Source organism: Pseudomonas taeanensis MS-3, from assembly GCF_000498575.2.
Lineage (GTDB): Bacteria > Pseudomonadota > Gammaproteobacteria > Pseudomonadales > Pseudomonadaceae > Aquipseudomonas > Aquipseudomonas taeanensis.
In genome coordinates this window covers 489,707-507,686 of the sequence record NZ_AWSQ01000001.1, presented here as the reverse complement: position 1 = coordinate 507,686, position 17,980 = coordinate 489,707, and the positions used below count along the sequence as shown (strand labels likewise).

The following is a 17,980-nucleotide window of genomic DNA, read 5'->3' as shown; positions in this document are numbered from 1 at the left end:
TTACAACCCTGCAATGGCGGTGGCCCGATGATTCTCGCCGACCTGCCCCTCGGCCCGCTGGAGCGCGCCCTGGTCGACAGCCTGCAGCGCCTCGATCCCGAGGCCGATACCCTGGTGCTGGCCTCGGCGGCGCTGCTCTGTGCAGCGCTGGAGAAGGGTGATGTGTGCCTGCCCCTGGCGCGTCTGGCCGGGCAGCGTCCGTGGCCGGAGCACGGCTATACCTTGCCGGCGTTGAGTGACTGGCTTACTGAATTGAACGCCTCGCCGCTGGTGGGCGCGGCTGGTGCCTTCAGCCCCCTGACTCTGGTGGGGCAACGCCTCTATCTCGCCCGCTATCAGGCCTACGAGCAGCAGCTTGCCGAGCAGTTATTGTTGCGCGCAGCGGATCTGCCGGTGGTCGATGAAGCACAGTTGAGCGAGAGCCTGACGCGCCTGTTTGCCTTCAACGCCACATCACAGTCAGGCCAGCCACCCGACTGGCAACGACTGGCCGCCGCGCAGGCGGTGCGGCGCAAGCTGGCGGTGATATCCGGCGGCCCCGGTACCGGCAAGACCACCACAGTGGTGCGCCTGCTCGCCGCACTGCTCGAACAACCGGGCGGCGAGCGTCTGGCCATCGGCCTGGCCGCGCCGACCGGCAAGGCGGCGGCGCGCATGGCCGAGGCGATCCGAAACGCCAAGGCCGCGCTGCCGGTCAGCGACGCGGTGAAAGCGCACCTGCCGGAGGAGGCGCGCACCCTGCACCGCCTGCTCGGCAGTCGCGGCGACAGCCCACAAGTGCGGCACCACGCGGCCAATCCGCTGGCGCTGGATGTGCTGGTGGTCGACGAAGCCTCGATGGTCGACCTGGCGCTGATGGCCAAGCTGGTCGATGCCTTGCCGCCGACGGCGCGGCTGATCCTGCTCGGCGACAAGGACCAGTTGGCGGCGGTGGAAGCCGGTGCGGTGTTCGCCGAACTGTGCGAGGGCCGCGGCTTCGACGCCCGGGCCGCCGCCGACTTGCAGCGCATCACCGGTCAGCAGGTCACGGTGGAAGATCCGCGTTCGGCTCTGGGCGATGCGGTGGTGCTGCTCACCCACAGCCACCGTTTCGCCGGTGACAGCGGCATCGGTGAGCTGGCCCGGCGGATCAACAGTGGCGATGTCGCCGGCACCCTCAAGTTGCTGCGAGAGCCACGCAGCGATCTGGCCTGGCAGGCGCAACCGACGCCGCAGGACTTGCTTGAGCGTCTGGACCGCGGCTATGCGCCGTTCCTCGACGCCGCCAAGCTCGGCGATCCAGCGCAGGCCTTTGCCGCATTCAATGCCTTCCGCGCCCTCTGCGCGCAACGCGAGGGTCCCTGGGGCGTGTCCGGAATCAACGAGGCGCTGGAGGCGCGCATCAAACGGCGCAGTCAGGTGGCCAGCCGTGAGCGCTGGTACGTCGGCAGGCCGGTGATGGTGCGGCAGAACGACTACGCCCTGGGCCTGTTCAACGGCGATATTGGCATCTGCCTGCACAGCGAGCATGGCCTGCGGGTGTTTTTCGAGGCCGAGCAAGGCTTTCGCCCCTTCGCCCCGGCGCGGCTACCCAGCCACGACAGCGCATTCGCCATGACCGTACACAAGAGCCAGGGTTCGGAGTTTGCCGAGGTGTTGCTGGCGCTGCCCGAGCAGCCCAGCCCGTTGCTGACCCGCAGCCTGTTCTACACCGGCATCACCCGGGCCAAGCACAAGGTGGAAATCTGGGGGCTGCCGGCGCGTCTGGGCGAGGCGGTGAGCTGCAAGGCGGAGCGTGCGGCAGGACTGGCCGAGCGTTTGCAGCAACCGTCTCCATTAGAGCCGGTGCCGACGAATGTCGGTGGCCAGCAACTGGGGTTGTTCGAATGACCCATCGGTCTGGCCTGTAGCTGACCCGATCGATGTTATGGGGGCGGCCATGGCGTCTACACTCTCGGCATGCGCGGGACTGTGTTGTCGCGACTGGCATCTTCCCAATGGATACCAAGGCGATACTGATGCGAACCTCTTTGCTATGGGCTCTGATCATCAGCCTGAGCCAGCCGGCCTTGAGCTGGGCCGAGCACTTACATCTGGTCACCGGGGACGGTTATGCGCCCTTCACCGGGCAGACACTGCCCGGTGGCGGCATTCTCAGCCAGGTGGTGCAGGCCGCGTTGCGCCAGCGACAGGTGAGCAGCGAACTGGACTGGCGACCCTGGAACCGTGGCTTGCTCATGACCCTGAATGGCGCATACGACGCCACCTTCCCTTATGTGCGCTCCGTGGAACTGGACAAGGACTACCACTACTCCGAGCCGTTGCTGGTGGTCAGGCAGCACATCTTCAGTCGCGCCGATGAGGAGTACGAGGTCGACGATCTACCGGCGCTGGCGGGCAAGAAGCTTTGCTACCCGCTCGGTTGGCAGCTGCCGGTGGCTATCCAGGGAATGGTCGAGCAGGGCCTGCTAACCCGCCATGCGCCTGTCGGTCTGAATGAGTGCGCCCGCTTGTTGCTGCTCAAGCGCGATGACTTTTTCATCGCCAATGGCCCTCTTGGCGAAGTGGCGCTGAGCTTCACCGAACGGTCCTCGGCAGAGTTTCGCCGCTCGCAGAGCGCATTTGCGGAAACGTCCCTGCATGTCCTCGTACCGCGGCGGCATCCACATGCGCACAGGGTATTGCAGCGCTTCAATGAGGGCTTGGCGTTATTGCGTGAGGGCAACGAGTATCAGCGGTTGTTGGGGCGCTATCTGCAGCAGAGGGATGAGCAGGCCGGTCGTTGAGCCAGCCTGTGCTGACGCTCTAGTCAGGCGGTCACGAGCGTCAGCAACAAGGGTAGGCTGGCCGCCGCCAGCAAAGTCTGCAGGGTGATCAAGCCGGCCATCAACTGGCTGTCGCCGCCCAGTTGGCGGGTCAGCACGTAGGCGGTGGGAGCCGTTGGCAGGGCGAAGAACAGCACCAGCACGCTGCTTTCCATCGCGGGCAGGTTCAGGCCGTAAGCCACGGCCCAGGCCAGCAGCGGCATGGCCAGCAGGCGCAGCACGCTGTTCCAGGCCAGCGCGGGAATTTCCCCGCCGAGCTGTTCGGGTTTCAGCGCCGCACCGACGCAGAGCAAGCCGAGCGGCAGGCTGGCGGCGGCGAGTAGGCCGAGCAGGCGGTCGCTGCCGCCGGGCAGGCCGAGGCCGCTGAGGTTGAGCAGCACGCCGCCGAGGCAGGCGAGGATCAACGGGTTCTTCAGCACCGGCAGCAGCAGGCTGCGTGCGCTGACCCCGCGCTCGGCGGTCAGCGACCAGACCGACAGCACGTTCACCGTCGGCACCATCAAGGCCAGCATCAGCGCCGCCAGAGTCAGGCCTTCCTGGCCGAACAGGCTGCCGATCGCGGCCAGACCGAGATAAGTGTTGAAACGCAGGGCGCCCTGGGTGAAGGCGCCAAAGCGCCCTGCCGACCAGCCGCGCAGACGCCGCAGCAGGAGCAGCGCCAGCCAGCCGAAGCCCAGCCCGAGCATTACCGCCAGAGCCAGGCGTGGCAGCGCCGGGTTGTCCAGCGGCGCGCTGGCCAGGCTGCTGAACAGCAGGGCGGGAAACAGCATGAAGTAGTTCAAGCGCTCTGCACCGGGCCAGAAGGCCTCGTTGGGAAACTCCCAGCGGCGCAGATAATAGCCGGCGACAATCAGGGCAAATAACGGCCACAAGGCCAGCAGCAACTCGAGCACGGCAATCCCCGCCAATAGATAGGCGGCTATCTTGGTCAGGCCGTCGGCGAGACGCAAGGTGGATCACGACTAGGCTGACAATTACCAGCCTATCGAGGAGGTGTTATGTCGGATCTGCACAGCGGTGGTTGCCAATGCGCTGCCTTGCGCTACCAATTCCAGGCGTCATTGCGCGATATCGCCCATTGTCATTGTTCGGTGTGCCGGCGCTGCAGCGGCGGCATAGTCACCACCTGGCTTACGGTGCCGCTGGCGAGTTTCCGCTGGCTGCTCGGTACTCCGGCCGAGTACGCCTCATCGGCAAGTTGCACGCGCTACTTCTGCCCAGGCTGCGGCGCCCAGTTGGCGCTGTTCAGCACGCTCAGCCCGACCACCCTGGACGTGACCGTCGCCACTCTGGATCAGCCCGAGCTGGCCCCGGCAGATCGGCATATCTGGGTGCAGAGCCGTCTGCCCTGGTTGCATCTGGATGAGCAGTTACCGGAGGAGTGGCAGGAGCAGATACCCTGATCCGCGCCACGTGTTGTCCGTGGGAGCGCTCTCGAGCGCGATGCTTTCGCGGTCAAGGCCGCTCCCACAAAAAAGCCGCAGGGCCGCTGTTGAGGTTCAAGGCAGCTGCAGCCCACCACTGGCTTTATGCAGCGCGCGCAGGTGTTCGCTGAGCAGTTTCAGGTTGTCCTCGTTGGCTTCCAGCTCCGCCAGCCGTGCGGGCTCCAGCAGGTTGCGCACTTCCTGGTCGAGGTCGTTGCTGAGTTGCCGCAGCTGCTGCTGGCGCTCGTGGCTCTGCGCCTCCAGGCGCTGCCATTCGCTGGCTTGCGGCAGGCCATAACCGCCCTCGAGCAGTTCAGCCGGTCGGCTGAGGAAGCCACTGTTGGCGAGAATCTGCTCGAGTGCCACGCCGGCTTTGTTCAGGCTCGGGTCCTGAGCGGCGCGCCCGGTCAGGTAACGCTGCTTGAGTTCATCCTGGGCCAGCAGCAGTTGCCGGCGCAGCGCCGCCTGCTCCAACAACAGCAGTGCGGCACTGGCGCGCAGGTCGGCCTTGGCGAGCCAGGGGCGGCGCACACTGGCCGCTTGCTCGAGCCAGTCTTCGACCCGTGGCTGCTCGATCGGCAGGCGCTGTTGCAGCACCTCGAACATGGCCTGGTAACGGTCACGGTAAGAGTCGAAGCGATAGCCCAGGCGCAACGCCTCACGTGGGTCGTCGAGTACGCTGCGATCGGCCAGGCCGCGACCTGCCAGGGTCTCCAGCAGGCCGTTGGGCAGGATGCTGTCGAGTGCCTGCAGGCGTGGGTGACGGCTACCGCTGCGTAGCAGCTTGAGGGTTTCCACCGCACAGTTGTTGGAGATGAAATAGTAGTCGCCGTCATAGCTCCAATGCTGTTCGGCGGCGCGGATGACCAACTGCTCAAGCTGTTCGCGGGTCAGTTGCAGCGGCACCGAGGCCAGGCTGCGCAGCTCGACCTTGGTGTACTCATCGATCACCTGGGCCAACGGCAGGACGAACAGGCGCGACGGGTAAGCACCGGTCAGACCGTCCCAGCTGGACAGCTGTACATCGCCGACGAAGGCGCGATAGGACAGCACCAGGTGCTGGTCCAGGTCCAGTCGGCAATCTGGCCCGCGCGGGCGGCCTTCAGCACAGATCACCAGGCGCAGCATGCTGTGGCCCCAGCGGCTGACCCAGGCATCGTTGGCCTCGGCCAGCAGGAAGTCGACCTGATAGACCCGCTCGGGATCGAGTCGGCCCAAGGGCTGGCGGGTGAAGTCACTGCCGGCATTCAGGTAGGTATAGCTGTCGGCGCAGGCTTGTTGCGAGTCCGGCGCCCAGTTGAAATGCTCGCGAAAGTAGCGGGCAAGTGATGGTCGACGGCAGGCATAGCTGGGGTCGAGAAGGAAATATTCCAGGTTCACCGCGACGAACTCGCGTGGATTGCTCAGTTCGTAGTTGTCCGGGCTGCGGGCGACCTGGCCATTGTGCTGTTCGCGGGCGCCACGCCGGCCGACGTACTGTGGCCAACCCGCCAGGTCGAGCAGGCGCGGGTCGTCGCTGAGGGTGAAGCGACGCTCGGTCTGTCCCCGGCAGGTGTCGGGCAAGCCGATCAGTCCGAGGCTGTCGGCACGTCGCCGGCAGCGTAAGAAGTGATTCCGCTCTGGCGTCGACCAGAGTCGCGCCCGGTCATACAGGTGGGTGAGTTCGTGCAACACGGTGGCTAACAACTCGCGGCGTACGTTGCCGTGAGGGCGCTGGGTCGAGGTACTGGCGGCGGTGCCGTCGGTCAACCTGGGCAGCAGCGAGGCATTTAGTTCGATGCCACTGAAGCGACCGGAGCGGCCATAGACCTCGGCCGGCATATGTCGCCAGCGGATTTTCACGCGGCGATCCAGCTGTTGGGTGAGCCGCGGTGGCAAGGCGGCCAGCGCCTCGTCCAGCAAGTCCTGGCTGGCCTGGCGTTCGTTCGGTTTGAGCGCTTCGCCCTCCAGCGTCAGGCGGAGCTCGGCGTGGCTGCTGGCGCTGATCAGGAGTAGGGCCAGCAACCAGACACGAGGCGGCATCAACGGGCGAGGATGGCTTCAGCCAGCGCTTGGTCGGAGGCGTTCTGCGCGTCGGACACCTGACTGCGAATGGTCTTGAGTGCCGCTTCCAGCTGGGCGCCGCGGATCGTGCCTTGGCTGGCGACGAAGCTGGCGGCATCGTCACGGGCGGCGAGGACGACTTTCGAATCACGGATCGAGGTTGTGGTGTCCGAGGTGAAGTCGAGGGTACGGTCTACCGCCCGCACGATGACATTGCTGGTGGCGACCAGGGTCTGCGCCTGGGCACTGCTGGCGATCAGGGCAGTCGCGGTAACCACGGTAAGCAAGGAGCGATACATGGCCATCTCCGATAAACCAAAGGGTACATTCGGAGGTTAGACGAGAATGGCTGGTCTCGGTTCCTGGATGCAACCCGGGCCTTACAGACTGAGTATCGCCTGCGCCAGTTGCAGATCGTTGCCGGCCAGTTCAGGTGCCTGCTGGCGAATATGGCGCAAGGCCGCCTCCAGCTGTACGCCGCGGATGTTGCCTTGGCTGGCGATGAAGCTGGCCGCATCGGCGCGCGCGGCGAGTACGATTTTGTCGTCGCGTAGCGAAGAGGTGGCATCGGATGTGGCATCTGAAGTGCCTACCAGTGCCCCGGCCACGGCATCGGTAGTGGCTACGAAGCTGGAGGCTGAAGCGGCAGAGGACAGCGCGAATAGGCTGAGAAAACCGAGCGTGCGTAACGGATTCATCCTGAAACTCCCACCTGAGGCCTGAAGGCGCGACGGTCGGCCGCGCCAAGTCAGGCTAAGCCTAGCTCAGTAGGTATGGGCAAGCCATGCTGGCTCAACGCCAGAAGGGTTTCTCCTGCTCGGCTAAGCGTTCGCTCCGACTGATGCCGGCATCGGCTAACTGGCGCTCGTCCAGCGCGGCCAGCTGGCGGCGGGTACGGGCGTTAAGCAGCCAGCGTGCAAGGCGGGCACGCCAATGGGTTGCTGGAGGGGATACTGTCCGAAGAGTGCTGCGAAGGATGCTTTCCATGGCAATCGACCTTCCCGCGTGCCGCGGGAGTTGGGTATGGGAAGCCATGGTCGCGCGGCGAGAGCTTGGTTGGCAGTCACAGCGAAGTGAAATTGTACTGGTTCAGTTGAGTCTATTAGCTAACTGTTCTGTTTGCTGCGGCGCCATCTGTGCCGGTCGCTGCCGACATCCGTCTGCGCATAACGACAAAACCCGCCAACGCAGAGCGTGGACGGGTTTTGTGTGCAGCGTTGCGAGCGGCTCGCGCCGCGGCGCTTAGCGCCAGAACGGCTTGCCCAGTTCGGCGTGGCGTTGGCTCTCGCTGATCCCTGCATCGGCCAGCAGGCGGGCATCCAGGCGCGCCAGTTGGCGGCGGCTGACGATGCGGCGCTGCCACAACAGAAGGGTAGCGGCCATGCGCAGCGGCAGTGGGCTGGTGGAGTTGGCGGTGAATTGTTCGAAGTGCAGACCGGAACTGAGGGTGCGTTCCATGATGACATCCTTCCGCTTGTGGCGGGTCTAGAGAGTGTTCTACTGGTTGCTAATGTTCCTCTCCTTGCAACCGGCGCAGTAGCCACAGTTGCGCTAAATTGCAGGCCTATTAGATAGGTTGCTTTGTAACTGTTTTGTCTGTTTTTTAGATAACTGTACTGGCCATAAGTGCTATGGCGTGTTTTTAGATAAAATTCAGGGCTTTTAACTGCCTTGTATGTGATTTTGTAGGTGTTTTATATAGGTACAGTTTTAAATTGATTGCCGAAAAGCGTTGACCTGTAGTTCAGTTATTTCCGCTACCTTCACCCTAGGACGAGTTGAACTGTACCTGCCTCAGACTTCGGGTGAGATTTGACCGAGCATGAAAAAAACCCGGCACAGGGCCGGGTTTCAGTCGAGCGGGTCGAGCGGGTCGGGCGGGTCAGTCGACCGCTTTGACCATGTCTTCGATGACTTTCTTGGCGTCGCCGAACACCATCATGGTCTTGTCCAGGTAGAACAGTTCGTTGTCCAGGCCGGCGTAGCCGCTGGCCATCGAGCGCTTGTTGACGATCACGGTCTTGGCCTTGTAAGCCTCGAGGATCGGCATGCCAGCGATCGGCGACTTCGGATCGTTCTTCGCTGCCGGGTTGACCACGTCGTTGGCGCCAAGCACCAGCACCACGTCGGCCTGGCCGAACTCGGAGTTGATGTCGTCCATCTCGAACACCTGCTCGTAAGGCACCTCGGCCTCGGCCAGCAGTACGTTCATGTGCCCCGGCATGCGCCCGGCCACCGGGTGGATCGCGTACTTCACGTTCACCCCACGATGGGTCAGCTTCTCGGCCAGTTCCATCAGTGCATGCTGAGCGCGGGCCACTGCCAGACCATAGCCAGGGACGATGATCACGGTGTCGGCGTTGGTCAGCAGGAACGCGGCGTCGTCGCTCGAGCCGGACTTCACCGGACGCTGCTCCTTGCTGCCCGCTGCCGGGCCGGCATCCACCGCGCCGCCAAAGCCGCCGAGGATGACGTTGAAGAACGAGCGGTTCATCGCCTTGCACATGATGTAGGAGAGGATCGCACCCGAGGAGCCGACCAGGCTGCCGGCGATGATCAGCATCGAGTTGTTCAGCGAGAAGCCAATACCGGCTGCTGCCCAGCCCGAGTAGCTGTTGAGCATCGACACAACCACCGGCATGTCGGCGCCGCCGATCGGGATGATGATCAGCACGCCGATGACGAAGGCCAGCGCGACCAGCAGGGCGAAGGCGCTGAGGCTGCCGCTGAAGGTGAAGACCAGGCCGAGGCCGAGGATGGCCAGGCCGATCGCCAGGTTGATCATGTGCTGGCCGGCAAACTGTACCGGTGCGCCCTGGAACAGGCGGAACTTGTACTTGCCGGACAACTTGCCGAAGGCGATCACCGAGCCGGAGAAGGTGATGGCGCCGATGGCCGCACCGAGGAACAGCTCCAGGCGGTTACCGGCCGGAATCGCATCACCCAGCGCCGCGACGATGCCCAGCGACTGCGGCTCGACCACGGCGGCGATGGCGATAAACACCGCGGCCAGACCGATCATGCTGTGCATGAAGGCCACCAGCTCGGGCATTTTGGTCATTTCCACGCGCTTGGCCATCACGGTGCCGACGCTGCCGCCGACCAGCAGGCCGATGAGTACGTAGCCGATGCCGGCGCTGGTGCCCACCTGTGCGCTGAGCTTGTAGATCAGGCTGACCGTGGTGATGATGGCAATGCCCATACCGATCATGCCGAACAGGTTGCCGCGCCGCGAACTGGTCGGGTGCGACAGGCCCTTGAGCGCCTGAATAAAGCAGATCGAAGCGATCAGGTAGAGAACAGTGATCAGGTTCATGCTCATATCAGTGCTTCCCCGCCTGCGCCTTCGGCGCTTTCTTCTTGAACATTTCCAGCATGCGTCGGGTGACCAGGAAGCCACCGAAGACGTTGACCGCAGCCAGTGCCACGGCCAGGGTACCCATCAGCTTGCCCAGCGGGGTCACGGTCAGGGCTGCGGCCAGCATGGCGCCGACGATGACGATCGCGGAAATCGCGTTGGTCACTGCCATCAGCGGAGTGTGCAGGGCCGGGGTGACGTTCCATACCACGTGGTAGCCGACGTAGATGGCCAGCGCGAAGATGATCAGGTTGTAGATGCCGTCGGAAATCAGATCCATGTCTCTACTCCTTAGCCGTTGGTCCGGACGACCTGGCCGTCGCGGCACATCAGGCACGCGGCGACGATGTCGTCTTCGAGGTTGAGGTGGAACTTGCCGTCGCCGTCGATTACCAGCTTGAGGAAGTCCAGCAGGTTGCGGGCGTACAGGGCCGAGGCATCGGCCGGCACCAGGGCCGCCAGGTTGCTGTGGCCGACGATGGTTACGCCGTGCTTGATCACCACCTGTTCGGCTTCGGTCAGCGGGCAGTTGCCACCCTGAGCGGCTGCCAGGTCGATGATCACCGAGCCGGGTTTCATTTCTTCAACCGTGGCCGCGTGCAGCAGGGTCGGTGCCTTGCGCCCGGGAATCAGCGCGGTGGTGATGACGATGTCGGCCTGTTTGGCGCGCTCGTGCACCGCCTTGGCCTGACGCTCCATCCACGAGGCCGGCATCGGCCGCGCGTAGCCGCCGACGCCTTCGGCGCACTCGCGCTCTTCATCGGTCTCGAACGGCACGTCGACGAACTTGGCGCCGAGCGACTCGATCTGCTCCTTCACCGCCGGACGCACATCAGACGCCTCGATCACCGCACCCAGGCGCTTGGCCGTGGCGATGGCCTGCAGGCCGGCGACGCCAGCACCGAGGATCAGGATGCGCGCGGCTTTCACCGTACCGGCAGCGGTCATCAGCATCGGCATGAAGCGCGGATAGTGATGCGCGGCCAGCAGCACGGCCTTGTAACCGGCGATGTTGGCCTGCGACGACAGCACATCGAGGCTCTGCGCGCGCGAGGTGCGCGGCGCGGCTTCGAGGGCGAAGGCGGTAATGCCGCGCGCGCTCATCCGGGCGATGGTCTCGTTGCTGAACGGGTTGAGCATGCCGACCAGCACGGCGCCGGTTTGCATCAGCGCCAGTTCGCCATCGTTTGGCGCGGTGACTTTCAGCACCAATTCGGCGCCGAAGGCGGCTGCCTCGTTGCCGATAGTTGCGCCGGCTGCGGCATAGGCGCTGTCGGGGATGCTGGCGCTAACGCCGGCACCGCTCTGCACTGTCACCTGATGGCCTTGGCCGATCAGCTTCTTAATGGTCTCGGGAGTCGCGGCAACCCGCGTCTCGCCGGCATGGGTTTCGAGAGGAACACCGATGTGCACTTCAAATCTCCTGCGTGATCTTTTTAGTGAACCGGCGCACTGCGGATGGCGCGCTGGCGAGAGGGGATCATCACAAACTCGCCAGGGCAGATCCTGCGGCCAAGGCGGGGCGCGGCATTTTGCAGGCGAAGGGCGAGCCCTTCAAGAAGTTCTGGAGCAAAACCTGGAGATAACTACAGGTCATACTTTGACTTCATGTTCAGTTTTTTTTGCCAAAGGCTAGTCTTGCAAGGCTTGCAGGCCCTTTGACGGCCTTTCTAGCTGATATCGGCATCCTTGTCATGAATGCTGCTCCATGGTTCCGGATCGGTGTTCGATGATTGCGGGTAGACACCAGTGTTTGCAGGGCCTGTACGGCTTATGCTGTGCAGTAAATAAAACGCCGCAAGGGTATATCAAATGCAGCGATTGTAGTGGATGAGGTTGTTGACTACCGGGTCAGCAATGCTGTGCATTAGGCCATTCCTGGGTTGTAGCCACGCTGATGGCGCAATTGGTGAAAACGATGTCGCCCAGCAACTGCCGGACTACATAACGATATTTTGCACGGCACCGGCTACTCCAGCCCGCAGGTGGCTGCGTAGCACTGCGCCTGCTGCACCAACCAATCGCGAAAGCTTAGCAGGCCGGCAGACTCGACCTTACGTTCGGGGATGATCAGGTAGTAGGACTTGTCGTTGGCGCAGGCATGCTCCAGTGCCACCACCAGGCGGCCCTCGGCCAGCTCCCGTTGAATCAGGAAAGGCGGAATCAAGGCCACGCCCATCTCGTGCATAGCCGCCTGGGCGAGCATGGAAAACAACTCATAACGCGGTCCACGCATATCTCGCGGGGTATTCAAACCCAGTGAGTTGAACCACTGACGCCAGGCATAAGGCCGTGTGGTCTGTTGCAGCAGGGGGAGTTCGGCGATCTGCTCGGCACTGAGTTGCCTGCGCCCCTCAAGCAGTGCAGGGCTGCACACCGGCATCGGGTTCTCGCGCATCAGTGGGTAGGCAGCGGTGCCGGACCAGTCGCCGTCACCGAAATAGATCGCCGCATCGAACTCGGTATCGGCGAACAGAAAGGGTCGGGTGCGGTTGGTCAGGTTTACCGTGACCTGCGGATGCAGGCGCTGGAAGTCCTTCAAACGAGGCAGCAGCCACTGGGTGCCGAAGGTCGGCACCACTGCCAGTTCGATATTCATCGCGCCTTGCTGGCCCATGATTGCCAGGGTGTCGCGCTCCACTGCATCGAGCTGGCTGGCGACGCGGCGTGCATAGGACAGCCCGGCCTCGGTGAGTTTCACCCCGCGTCGCGAGCGGCGGAACAGTTCGACGTTGAGAAACTCTTCCAGGCTGGCGACTTGGCGACAGATGGCGCTCTGGGTCAGCGCCAGCTCTGCTGCGGCCTTGGTGAAGCTCTGGTGGCGTGCGGCCGACTCGAAGGCGACCAGGGCGGCGGTGCTGGGGATCTTGCGACGCATTTGTGCGGCCCTTTCACATGATGTGGCATTAATTCAGGGGTAAACCTATCTCGAAGTGCGTAATGCGCACAATGACGTGCGAATAACTCGTTTGCTCGCCCCGCCATTGGCGCCTAGGATCAATGCCATCTCTGTTGCAGGCGCGCGAAGCTCGTCCTGCAGCGTCACCGACCAACTCGAGGTGCTCGGCATGGCCAAGGCAAGCTTCAACTGGATCGACCCACTGCTGCTCGATCAGCAACTGACTGAAGAAGAGCGCATGGTGCGCGACAGTGCCCAGCAATTCGCCGCCGACAAACTGGCCCCGCGCGTGCAGGAAGCCTTCCGCCACGAACAGACCGACCCGGCGATCTTCCGCGAGATGGGCGAGACCGGCCTGCTCGGCGCGACCATTCCCGAAGCCTACGGCGGCAGCGGTCTGAACTACGTGTGCTACGGGCTGATCGCCCGCGAAGTCGAGCGCATCGACTCAGGCTACCGTTCGATGATGAGTGTGCAGTCGTCCCTGGTGATGGTGCCGATCTTCGAGTTCGGCAACGAGGCGACCAAACAGAAATACCTGCCCAAGCTGGCCAGCGGCGAATTGATCGGCTGCTTCGGTCTGACCGAGCCGAACCACGGCTCCGACCCGGGCTCGATGATCTGCCGGGCGAAGAAGGTCGACGGCGGTTACCGTCTGTCCGGCAGCAAGATGTGGATCACCAACAGCCCGATCGCCGATGTGTTCGTGGTCTGGGCCAAGGATGATGCCGGCGAGATCCGTGGCTTCGTCCTGGAGAAGGGCTGGCAAGGCCTGAGCGCCCCTGCGATTCACGGCAAGGTCGGCCTGCGCGCCTCGATCACCGGCGAAATCGTCATGGACAACGTGTTCTGCCCGGAAGAGAACGCCTTCCCCGACGTGCGCGGCCTCAAGGGTCCGTTCACCTGCCTCAACTCGGCCCGCTACGGCATCAGCTGGGGCGCCCTGGGCGCCGCCGAAGACTGCTGGCACACCGCGCGCCAGTACGTGCTGGACCGCCAGCAGTTCGGTCGGCCCCTGGCCGCCAACCAGCTGATCCAGAAAAAGCTGGCCGATATGCAGACCGAGATCACCCTGGCCCTGCAAGGTTGCCTGCGCCTCGGACGGATGAAGGACGAAGGCACGGCGGCGGTGGAAATCACCTCGATCATGAAGCGCAACAGCTGCGGCAAGTCCCTGGACATCGCCCGCCTGGCCCGCGACATGCTCGGCGGCAACGGCATCAGCGACGAGTTCGGCGTCGCCCGGCACCTGGTCAACCTGGAAGTGGTCAACACCTATGAGGGTACTCACGACGTCCACGCGCTGATCCTCGGTCGCGCGCAGACCGGCATCCAGGCGTTTTTCTAAGCGGTTCACGCCGTAGGCTGGGTAGAGGCGTTTTTTGCCGAAACCCAGCTGCCTGGCAATCCAGCTGGGTTTCGCTGCGCTCTACCCAGCCTACGCCCACTCTCTAGTGTGAGAATCCCATGTCCGGCGCCCTGTCCCATATCCGCGTACTCGATCTCTCCCGCGTGCTGGCCGGACCCTGGGCCGGGCAGATTCTCGCCGACCTCGGCGCCGAGGTGGTCAAGGTCGAGCGCCCCGGCACGGGCGACGACACTCGCCACTGGGGCCCACCGTTCCTGCAAAACCAGCAGGGCGAAAACACCACGGAGGCGGCCTATTACCTGGCCGCCAACCGCAACAAACAGTCGCTGACCCTCGATTTCACCCAGGCCGAAGGGCAGCGCATCGTCCGCGAACTGGCGGCGAAATCAGACATCCTCATCGAGAACTTCAAGGTCGGCGGCCTGGCCGCCTATGGCCTCGATTACGCCTCCCTGAAAGCGCTCAATCCACGGCTGATCTACTGCTCGATCACCGGTTTCGGTCAGGATGGCCCCTATGCCAAACGCGCCGGTTACGACTTCATGATCCAGGGTCTCGGCGGGCTGATGAGCCTGACCGGGCGCCCGGAAGGGGAGGCGGGGGCCGGGCCGGTCAAGGTCGGCGTGGCGCTGACCGATATCCTCACCGGACTGTATTCCACCGCGGCGATGCTCGCCGCCCTGGCCAGCCGCGAGCAGACCGGCAAGGGCCAACACATCGACATGGCGCTGCTCGACGTGCAGGTCGCCTGTCTGGCCAACCAGGCGATGAATTACCTGACCACCGGCACACCGCCACGGCGCCTGGGCAATGCCCACCCGAATATCGTGCCCTACCAGGACTTCCCCACCGCCGACGGCGACTTCATCCTCACGGTCGGCAATGACGGCCAGTTCCGTAAATTTTGCGAGGTCGCCGGCCTTACGGCTTTGGCCGACGACCCGCGTTTTTCCACCAATAAGGCGCGAGTCGCTAACCGCACCGAGCTGATTCCGCTGATCCGCCAGGCCACGGTGTTCAAAACCACCAGTGAGTGGGTGACGGCCCTGGAAAAGGCCGGCGTGCCCTGCGGGCCGATCAACGACCTGCAGCAGATGTTCGCCGACCCGCAGGTGCTGGCGCGTGGTCTGCGCATCGATCTGCCGCATCCCCTGGGCGGCAGCGTGCCGCAGGTGGCCAGCCCGATCCGCCTGTCCGAGACCCCGGTGCAATACCGCAATGCGCCACCATTGCTCGGCGAGCATACCGAGCAGGTGTTGCAGCAGTGGCTGGGCATGAGCACCGAGCAGATCGCCGCGCTGCGTCAGGCCGGGGTGCTCTGAGCCGTGCGACTCAGCCAGGCTGGCCATCCACCCGTGGGCGCCAGAACAGCGCCGCGTAATGGCGCAGGAACAGGGCGAACGCCAGCATCCAGCAGGCGCCTGACAGCCATAACCCACTGACGGGCGCCCAGGGCACCAGCAGCACGCGCAACAGCGCGGCCAGTTGCAGGCTGGCAAACGCCCAGCCCATCGCCCGCGGTGCCTGCAGCGGGCGACCGGTATGGCCGAGGCTGACCCGCGCGAGCATCGCCAGAATCACTCCTGCGACCGCGCCGACAGCCAAGGCGTGATGGCCCAGGCTGGCCTGAGCGAGTAAGCCCAGGTGCCACAGCGCCAGGCCGAGGGTGGCCAGCGGCAGCCAGGCATAGGCCGCGTGCAATGACCAGAGCAACGGTGCCCGCCAGATGCCGTCGTCGTACCAGTGGCGCAGGCGCAACCCGTGCACCAGCGTCAGCGCCAGAAACAGCGGAGCCAGCCAGGGCTGGGGCTGCAGATTGTGGCCCAAGGCGAACGACAGGGCGGCGCCCAGCGACAGCAGCATGACCAGCAGATCCAGGCGCGGCTGCGGCGCGTATGGGCTTATCCGGCCCACGCCACGCTGGGTGAAGAAGGGAATCACCCGGCCGCCGATGACGCTGACCAGTGCGCCGAGCAGCCACAAGCCGGCCAGCGCGCCGCGGCGTTGCAGGGTCTCGTCGCCCAGTGCCAGGCCATACAACAGCAAGTACTCGCAGCCAGTCATCAGCAGTAGAACCAGCACCAATGGGTAGTTGCGCCGTTGTCCGGCTGCACGCAGCTGGCGTCCGATGATCCCAGCCAGCAGGGGCAGAAACGGCAGTTGCACGGCCAATAACAGGCTCAGCGGCACCTCAGTCAGCCAGGCCAGGCGAGCGAGCAACCAGAGGCCGAACAGCGCCGCCAGTGGCCTACCGGACAGGCCGGGGCGACCGGTCCAGTTCTGTACCGCGGTGAGCAGAAAGCCGGCGACTATGGCCACGCCGAAGCCGAACGGCATCTCGTGGCGGTGCCAGGCCAGGCTGCCACCTGCTGGCTGCCAGGCGGGCAGATAGCCGAGCAGGTGGGCGATCCAGAGGCCGATGGCCAGCAGGGCGAAGGCGCTGCCGGCCAGGAAGAACGGGCGAAAGCCCAGGCGCCAGAGCGGCGCAATGGTCAATTCGCGAGTGCGATCACGCAATTGCACAACAGGGTGCTCCTTGTCTGCTCAGTTGTTGCTGCGCCGCCAGGCGCAGCACATAGCCGAGTTTCAACAGGCTAGGGCCGAGAATGGTCAGCGCATGGGCGCCGACCAGCAGGCGCAAGCCAAGATGCTTGTCCAGTCCATAGGCGCCGGCCAGGCCGAGCAGAAGCAACAACAGACCGGCGACCAGCAACTGATTGGCCAGCCGCAGCGCCCGTATTGGGCAGCTGAAGAAACCTGACATAAGCGCCTCCTGGGCCTCTAGTGGCCTTTACGGTTAGTAGGTCAATGCAGTGGCGGGCTTCAGGCGCCGAAAATGACTGAGTGAACTAACCGCACAGGTCCTTAGCCCCTGTGGTTTAACTGTCCAGCGCGCTGGCCGGGCCGAAGAACTCGTAGTAACTCTGCTGTTCCGGTACACCGAGTGCGTGCAGGTGCTTCTTGACCTGAGCCATGAAAGGCTTGGGGCCGAGGAAATAGGCGTCCAGGTCACGCTCCTCGGGCAGCCATGCGGCCAGTTGCTCCTGGCTGAGAAAGCCCACGGCATGTGGCTGGTCGTCTGCGCGCGGTTCGCTGTAGCAATAGAAGTGCTGCACCTGCGGATGCGCCGCGGACTGCGCCTGCACCCAGTCACGGAAGGCATGCACCCCGGCATGTCGCGCGCAGTGGATAAAGTGAATCGGCCGGCCGCTGTCACGCGCCGCCTCGAGCATGCTCAAGGCCGGAGTGATGCCGACGCCGGCGCTGATCAGCACCAGCGGCTTGCTCGACGGGCGCAGGACGAAGTCGCCGGCCGGCGGGAACAGTTCCAGGCGGTCGCCGACTTGCAGTTGATCGTGCAGGTAATTGGACACCTTGCCGCCTGCCTCACGCTTGACGCTGATGCGGTACTCGCGACCATTGCCGAGTGCCGACAGCGAGTAGTTACGCCGCTCCTCCTCACCGTCCAGCAGCAGGCGCAGGCCGATGTACTGCCCCGGATGGAACTCGAGCAGTGCACCGCCGTCTTCCGGCTCCAGGTGCAGGGAGACGATCTCCTCGCTTTCCGCGACCTTGCCGGCCAGGCGGAACCAGCGTGCGCCGCGCCAGCCACCGGGCGCCTCAGCGTTGGCCGCGTAAGCGCTCTCTTCCGCGCCGATCAGGATGTCGGCCAGTTGCCCGTAGGCCGCGGCCCAGGCGTCGATCACCTCGTCGGTGGCGATCTCGGCACCGAGCACTTCGCGAATCGCCCGCAGCAGGCAGTTGCCGACGATCGGGTAATGCTCGGGGAGGATCTGCAGTGACACATGCTTGTTGACGATCTGCCCGACCAGCGGACCGAGGGCTTCCAGCTTGTCGATATGCCGGGCGTACATCAGCACGGCGTTGGCCAGTGCGCGCTGCTGTGCGCCGCTGCTCTGGTGGGCCTGGTTGAACAGGGCACGCACCTCTGGATATTCGGCGAACATGATGCTGTAGAAATGCCGGGTCAGAGCTTCGCCACCGGTTTCCAGCAGCGGTACAGTGGCCTTGATCAGGGTGCGGTGTTGGGCTGAGAGCATGCTTGAGTTCCTGCGCGAGTAG

General features: G+C 64.2%; 18 protein-coding genes. 5 read left to right on the top strand and 13 right to left on the bottom strand.

The window, feature by feature from the left end; translation table 11 throughout:
- Nucleotides 1–27: 27 nt before the first annotated feature.
- Together recD and TMS3_RS02150 are read left to right on the top strand one after the other, a co-directional pair.
- Nucleotides 28–1,869: an exodeoxyribonuclease V subunit alpha gene (gene recD, locus TMS3_RS02155; RefSeq protein WP_025163597.1), complete on the top strand. Its 1,842-nt coding sequence runs from the start codon at nt 28–30 to the stop codon at nt 1,867–1,869.
- Between the two features lie 128 nt (nt 1,870–1,997).
- The gene (locus TMS3_RS02150; protein WP_025163596.1) at nt 1,998–2,765 is read left to right on the top strand and encodes a substrate-binding periplasmic protein; all 768 of its coding nucleotides are present in this window, start codon (nt 1,998–2,000) and stop codon (nt 2,763–2,765) included.
- A 23-nt stretch (nt 2,766–2,788) separates the two neighbouring features.
- Here the strand turns inward: TMS3_RS02150 and TMS3_RS02145 are convergent, their stop codons facing one another.
- Nucleotides 2,789–3,727: an AEC family transporter gene (locus tag TMS3_RS02145; protein ID WP_235576621.1), complete on the bottom strand. Its 939-nt coding sequence runs from the start codon at nt 3,725–3,727 to the stop codon at nt 2,789–2,791.
- Between the two features lie 75 nt (nt 3,728–3,802).
- Between TMS3_RS02145 and TMS3_RS02140 the strand changes: the two genes are divergently transcribed.
- Nucleotides 3,803–4,207 (top strand): GFA family protein, encoded by a 405-nt coding sequence (locus TMS3_RS02140; RefSeq protein WP_025163594.1) that lies wholly within the window; start codon nt 3,803–3,805, stop codon nt 4,205–4,207.
- A 96-nt stretch (nt 4,208–4,303) separates the two neighbouring features.
- Here the strand turns inward: TMS3_RS02140 and TMS3_RS02135 are convergent, their stop codons facing one another.
- The 9 genes from TMS3_RS02135 to TMS3_RS02100 form a co-directional block, all read right to left on the bottom strand.
- A complete protein-coding gene (locus TMS3_RS02135) occupies nt 4,304–6,250 on the bottom strand; it encodes a DUF7844 domain-containing protein (protein WP_029866063.1) in 1,947 nt (648 codons plus the stop codon).
- On the bottom strand, nt 6,250–6,570 hold the full coding sequence (locus tag TMS3_RS02130; protein WP_025163592.1) for a DUF2388 domain-containing protein: 321 nt from the start codon (nt 6,568–6,570) through the stop codon (nt 6,250–6,252). Before TMS3_RS02130 ends, TMS3_RS02135 begins: the two co-directional genes overlap by 1 nt.
- A gap of 81 nt (nt 6,571–6,651) precedes the next feature.
- On the bottom strand, nt 6,652–6,969 hold the full coding sequence (locus TMS3_RS02125) for a DUF2388 domain-containing protein (protein WP_025163591.1): 318 nt from the start codon (nt 6,967–6,969) through the stop codon (nt 6,652–6,654).
- Between the two features lie 94 nt (nt 6,970–7,063).
- On the bottom strand, nt 7,064–7,258 hold the full coding sequence (locus TMS3_RS24410) for a DUF1127 domain-containing protein (protein ID WP_083491682.1): 195 nt from the start codon (nt 7,256–7,258) through the stop codon (nt 7,064–7,066).
- 255 nt (nt 7,259–7,513) lie between these two features.
- Nucleotides 7,514–7,729, bottom strand: coding sequence for a DUF1127 domain-containing protein (locus tag TMS3_RS02120; protein WP_025163590.1), 216 nt, complete (start codon nt 7,727–7,729; stop codon nt 7,514–7,516).
- A gap of 424 nt (nt 7,730–8,153) precedes the next feature.
- Nucleotides 8,154–9,593 carry an NAD(P)(+) transhydrogenase (Re/Si-specific) subunit beta gene (locus tag TMS3_RS02115; protein WP_025163589.1) on the bottom strand — a complete coding sequence of 480 codons (1,440 nt, stop codon included), beginning with the start codon at nt 9,591–9,593 and terminating at the stop codon, nt 8,154–8,156.
- A 1-nt stretch (nt 9,594) separates the two neighbouring features.
- Nucleotides 9,595–9,909, bottom strand: coding sequence for an NAD(P) transhydrogenase subunit alpha (locus tag TMS3_RS02110; RefSeq protein WP_025163588.1), 315 nt, complete (start codon nt 9,907–9,909; stop codon nt 9,595–9,597).
- Nucleotides 9,910–9,920: 11 nt separating this feature from the next.
- Nucleotides 9,921–11,042 (bottom strand): Re/Si-specific NAD(P)(+) transhydrogenase subunit alpha, encoded by a 1,122-nt coding sequence (locus TMS3_RS02105; RefSeq protein WP_025163587.1) that lies wholly within the window; start codon nt 11,040–11,042, stop codon nt 9,921–9,923.
- A gap of 556 nt (nt 11,043–11,598) precedes the next feature.
- Nucleotides 11,599–12,507, bottom strand: a complete 909-nt coding sequence (locus TMS3_RS02100; RefSeq protein ID WP_025163586.1) for a LysR family transcriptional regulator — start codon at nt 12,505–12,507, stop codon at nt 11,599–11,601.
- Between the two features lie 190 nt (nt 12,508–12,697).
- Here TMS3_RS02100 and TMS3_RS02095 point away from each other — a divergent pair, with 190 nt between their 5' ends.
- Nucleotides 12,698–13,876: an acyl-CoA dehydrogenase gene (locus TMS3_RS02095; protein ID WP_025163585.1), complete on the top strand. Its 1,179-nt coding sequence runs from the start codon at nt 12,698–12,700 to the stop codon at nt 13,874–13,876.
- 119 nt (nt 13,877–13,995) lie between these two features.
- Nucleotides 13,996–15,219 carry a CaiB/BaiF CoA transferase family protein gene (locus TMS3_RS02090; RefSeq protein WP_025163584.1) on the top strand — a complete coding sequence of 408 codons (1,224 nt, stop codon included), beginning with the start codon at nt 13,996–13,998 and terminating at the stop codon, nt 15,217–15,219.
- Nucleotides 15,220–15,229: 10 nt separating this feature from the next.
- Here the strand turns inward: TMS3_RS02090 and TMS3_RS02085 are convergent, their stop codons facing one another.
- The 3 genes from TMS3_RS02085 to hmpA form a co-directional block, all read right to left on the bottom strand.
- Nucleotides 15,230–16,420: an NnrS family protein gene (locus TMS3_RS02085; protein WP_025163583.1), complete on the bottom strand. Its 1,191-nt coding sequence runs from the start codon at nt 16,418–16,420 to the stop codon at nt 15,230–15,232.
- Nucleotides 16,407–16,661 (bottom strand): hypothetical protein, encoded by a 255-nt coding sequence (locus TMS3_RS02080; RefSeq protein ID WP_025163582.1) that lies wholly within the window; start codon nt 16,659–16,661, stop codon nt 16,407–16,409. The genes TMS3_RS02085 and TMS3_RS02080 overlap by 14 nt, the downstream gene beginning before the upstream one ends.
- Nucleotides 16,662–16,776: 115 nt before the next feature.
- Nucleotides 16,777–17,958, bottom strand: a complete 1,182-nt coding sequence (hmpA, locus tag TMS3_RS02075; protein WP_025163581.1) for an NO-inducible flavohemoprotein — start codon at nt 17,956–17,958, stop codon at nt 16,777–16,779.
- Nucleotides 17,959–17,980 lie beyond the last annotated feature (22 nt).

Coding starts and splice junctions, on each gene's coding strand:
- recD (WP_025163597.1), top strand. CDS start 28: ATGATTCTCGCCGACCTGCCCCTCGGCCCGCTGGAGCGCGCCCTGGTC.
- TMS3_RS02150 (WP_025163596.1), top strand. CDS start 1,998: ATGCGAACCTCTTTGCTATGGGCTCTGATCATCAGCCTGAGCCAGCCG.
- TMS3_RS02140 (WP_025163594.1), top strand. CDS start 3,803: ATGTCGGATCTGCACAGCGGTGGTTGCCAATGCGCTGCCTTGCGCTAC.
- TMS3_RS02135 (WP_029866063.1), bottom strand. CDS start 6,250: ATGCCGCCTCGTGTCTGGTTGCTGGCCCTACTCCTGATCAGCGCCAGC.
- TMS3_RS02130 (WP_025163592.1), bottom strand. CDS start 6,570: ATGTATCGCTCCTTGCTTACCGTGGTTACCGCGACTGCCCTGATCGCC.
- TMS3_RS02125 (WP_025163591.1), bottom strand. CDS start 6,969: ATGAATCCGTTACGCACGCTCGGTTTTCTCAGCCTATTCGCGCTGTCC.
- TMS3_RS24410 (WP_083491682.1), bottom strand. CDS start 7,258: ATGGAAAGCATCCTTCGCAGCACTCTTCGGACAGTATCCCCTCCAGCA.
- TMS3_RS02120 (WP_025163590.1), bottom strand. CDS start 7,729: ATGGAACGCACCCTCAGTTCCGGTCTGCACTTCGAACAATTCACCGCC.
- TMS3_RS02115 (WP_025163589.1), bottom strand. CDS start 9,593: ATGAGCATGAACCTGATCACTGTTCTCTACCTGATCGCTTCGATCTGC.
- TMS3_RS02110 (WP_025163588.1), bottom strand. CDS start 9,909: ATGGATCTGATTTCCGACGGCATCTACAACCTGATCATCTTCGCGCTG.
- TMS3_RS02100 (WP_025163586.1), bottom strand. CDS start 12,507: ATGCGTCGCAAGATCCCCAGCACCGCCGCCCTGGTCGCCTTCGAGTCG.
- TMS3_RS02095 (WP_025163585.1), top strand. CDS start 12,698: ATGGCCAAGGCAAGCTTCAACTGGATCGACCCACTGCTGCTCGATCAG.
- TMS3_RS02090 (WP_025163584.1), top strand. CDS start 13,996: ATGTCCGGCGCCCTGTCCCATATCCGCGTACTCGATCTCTCCCGCGTG.
- TMS3_RS02080 (WP_025163582.1), bottom strand. CDS start 16,661: ATGTCAGGTTTCTTCAGCTGCCCAATACGGGCGCTGCGGCTGGCCAAT.
- hmpA (WP_025163581.1), bottom strand. CDS start 17,958: ATGCTCTCAGCCCAACACCGCACCCTGATCAAGGCCACTGTACCGCTG.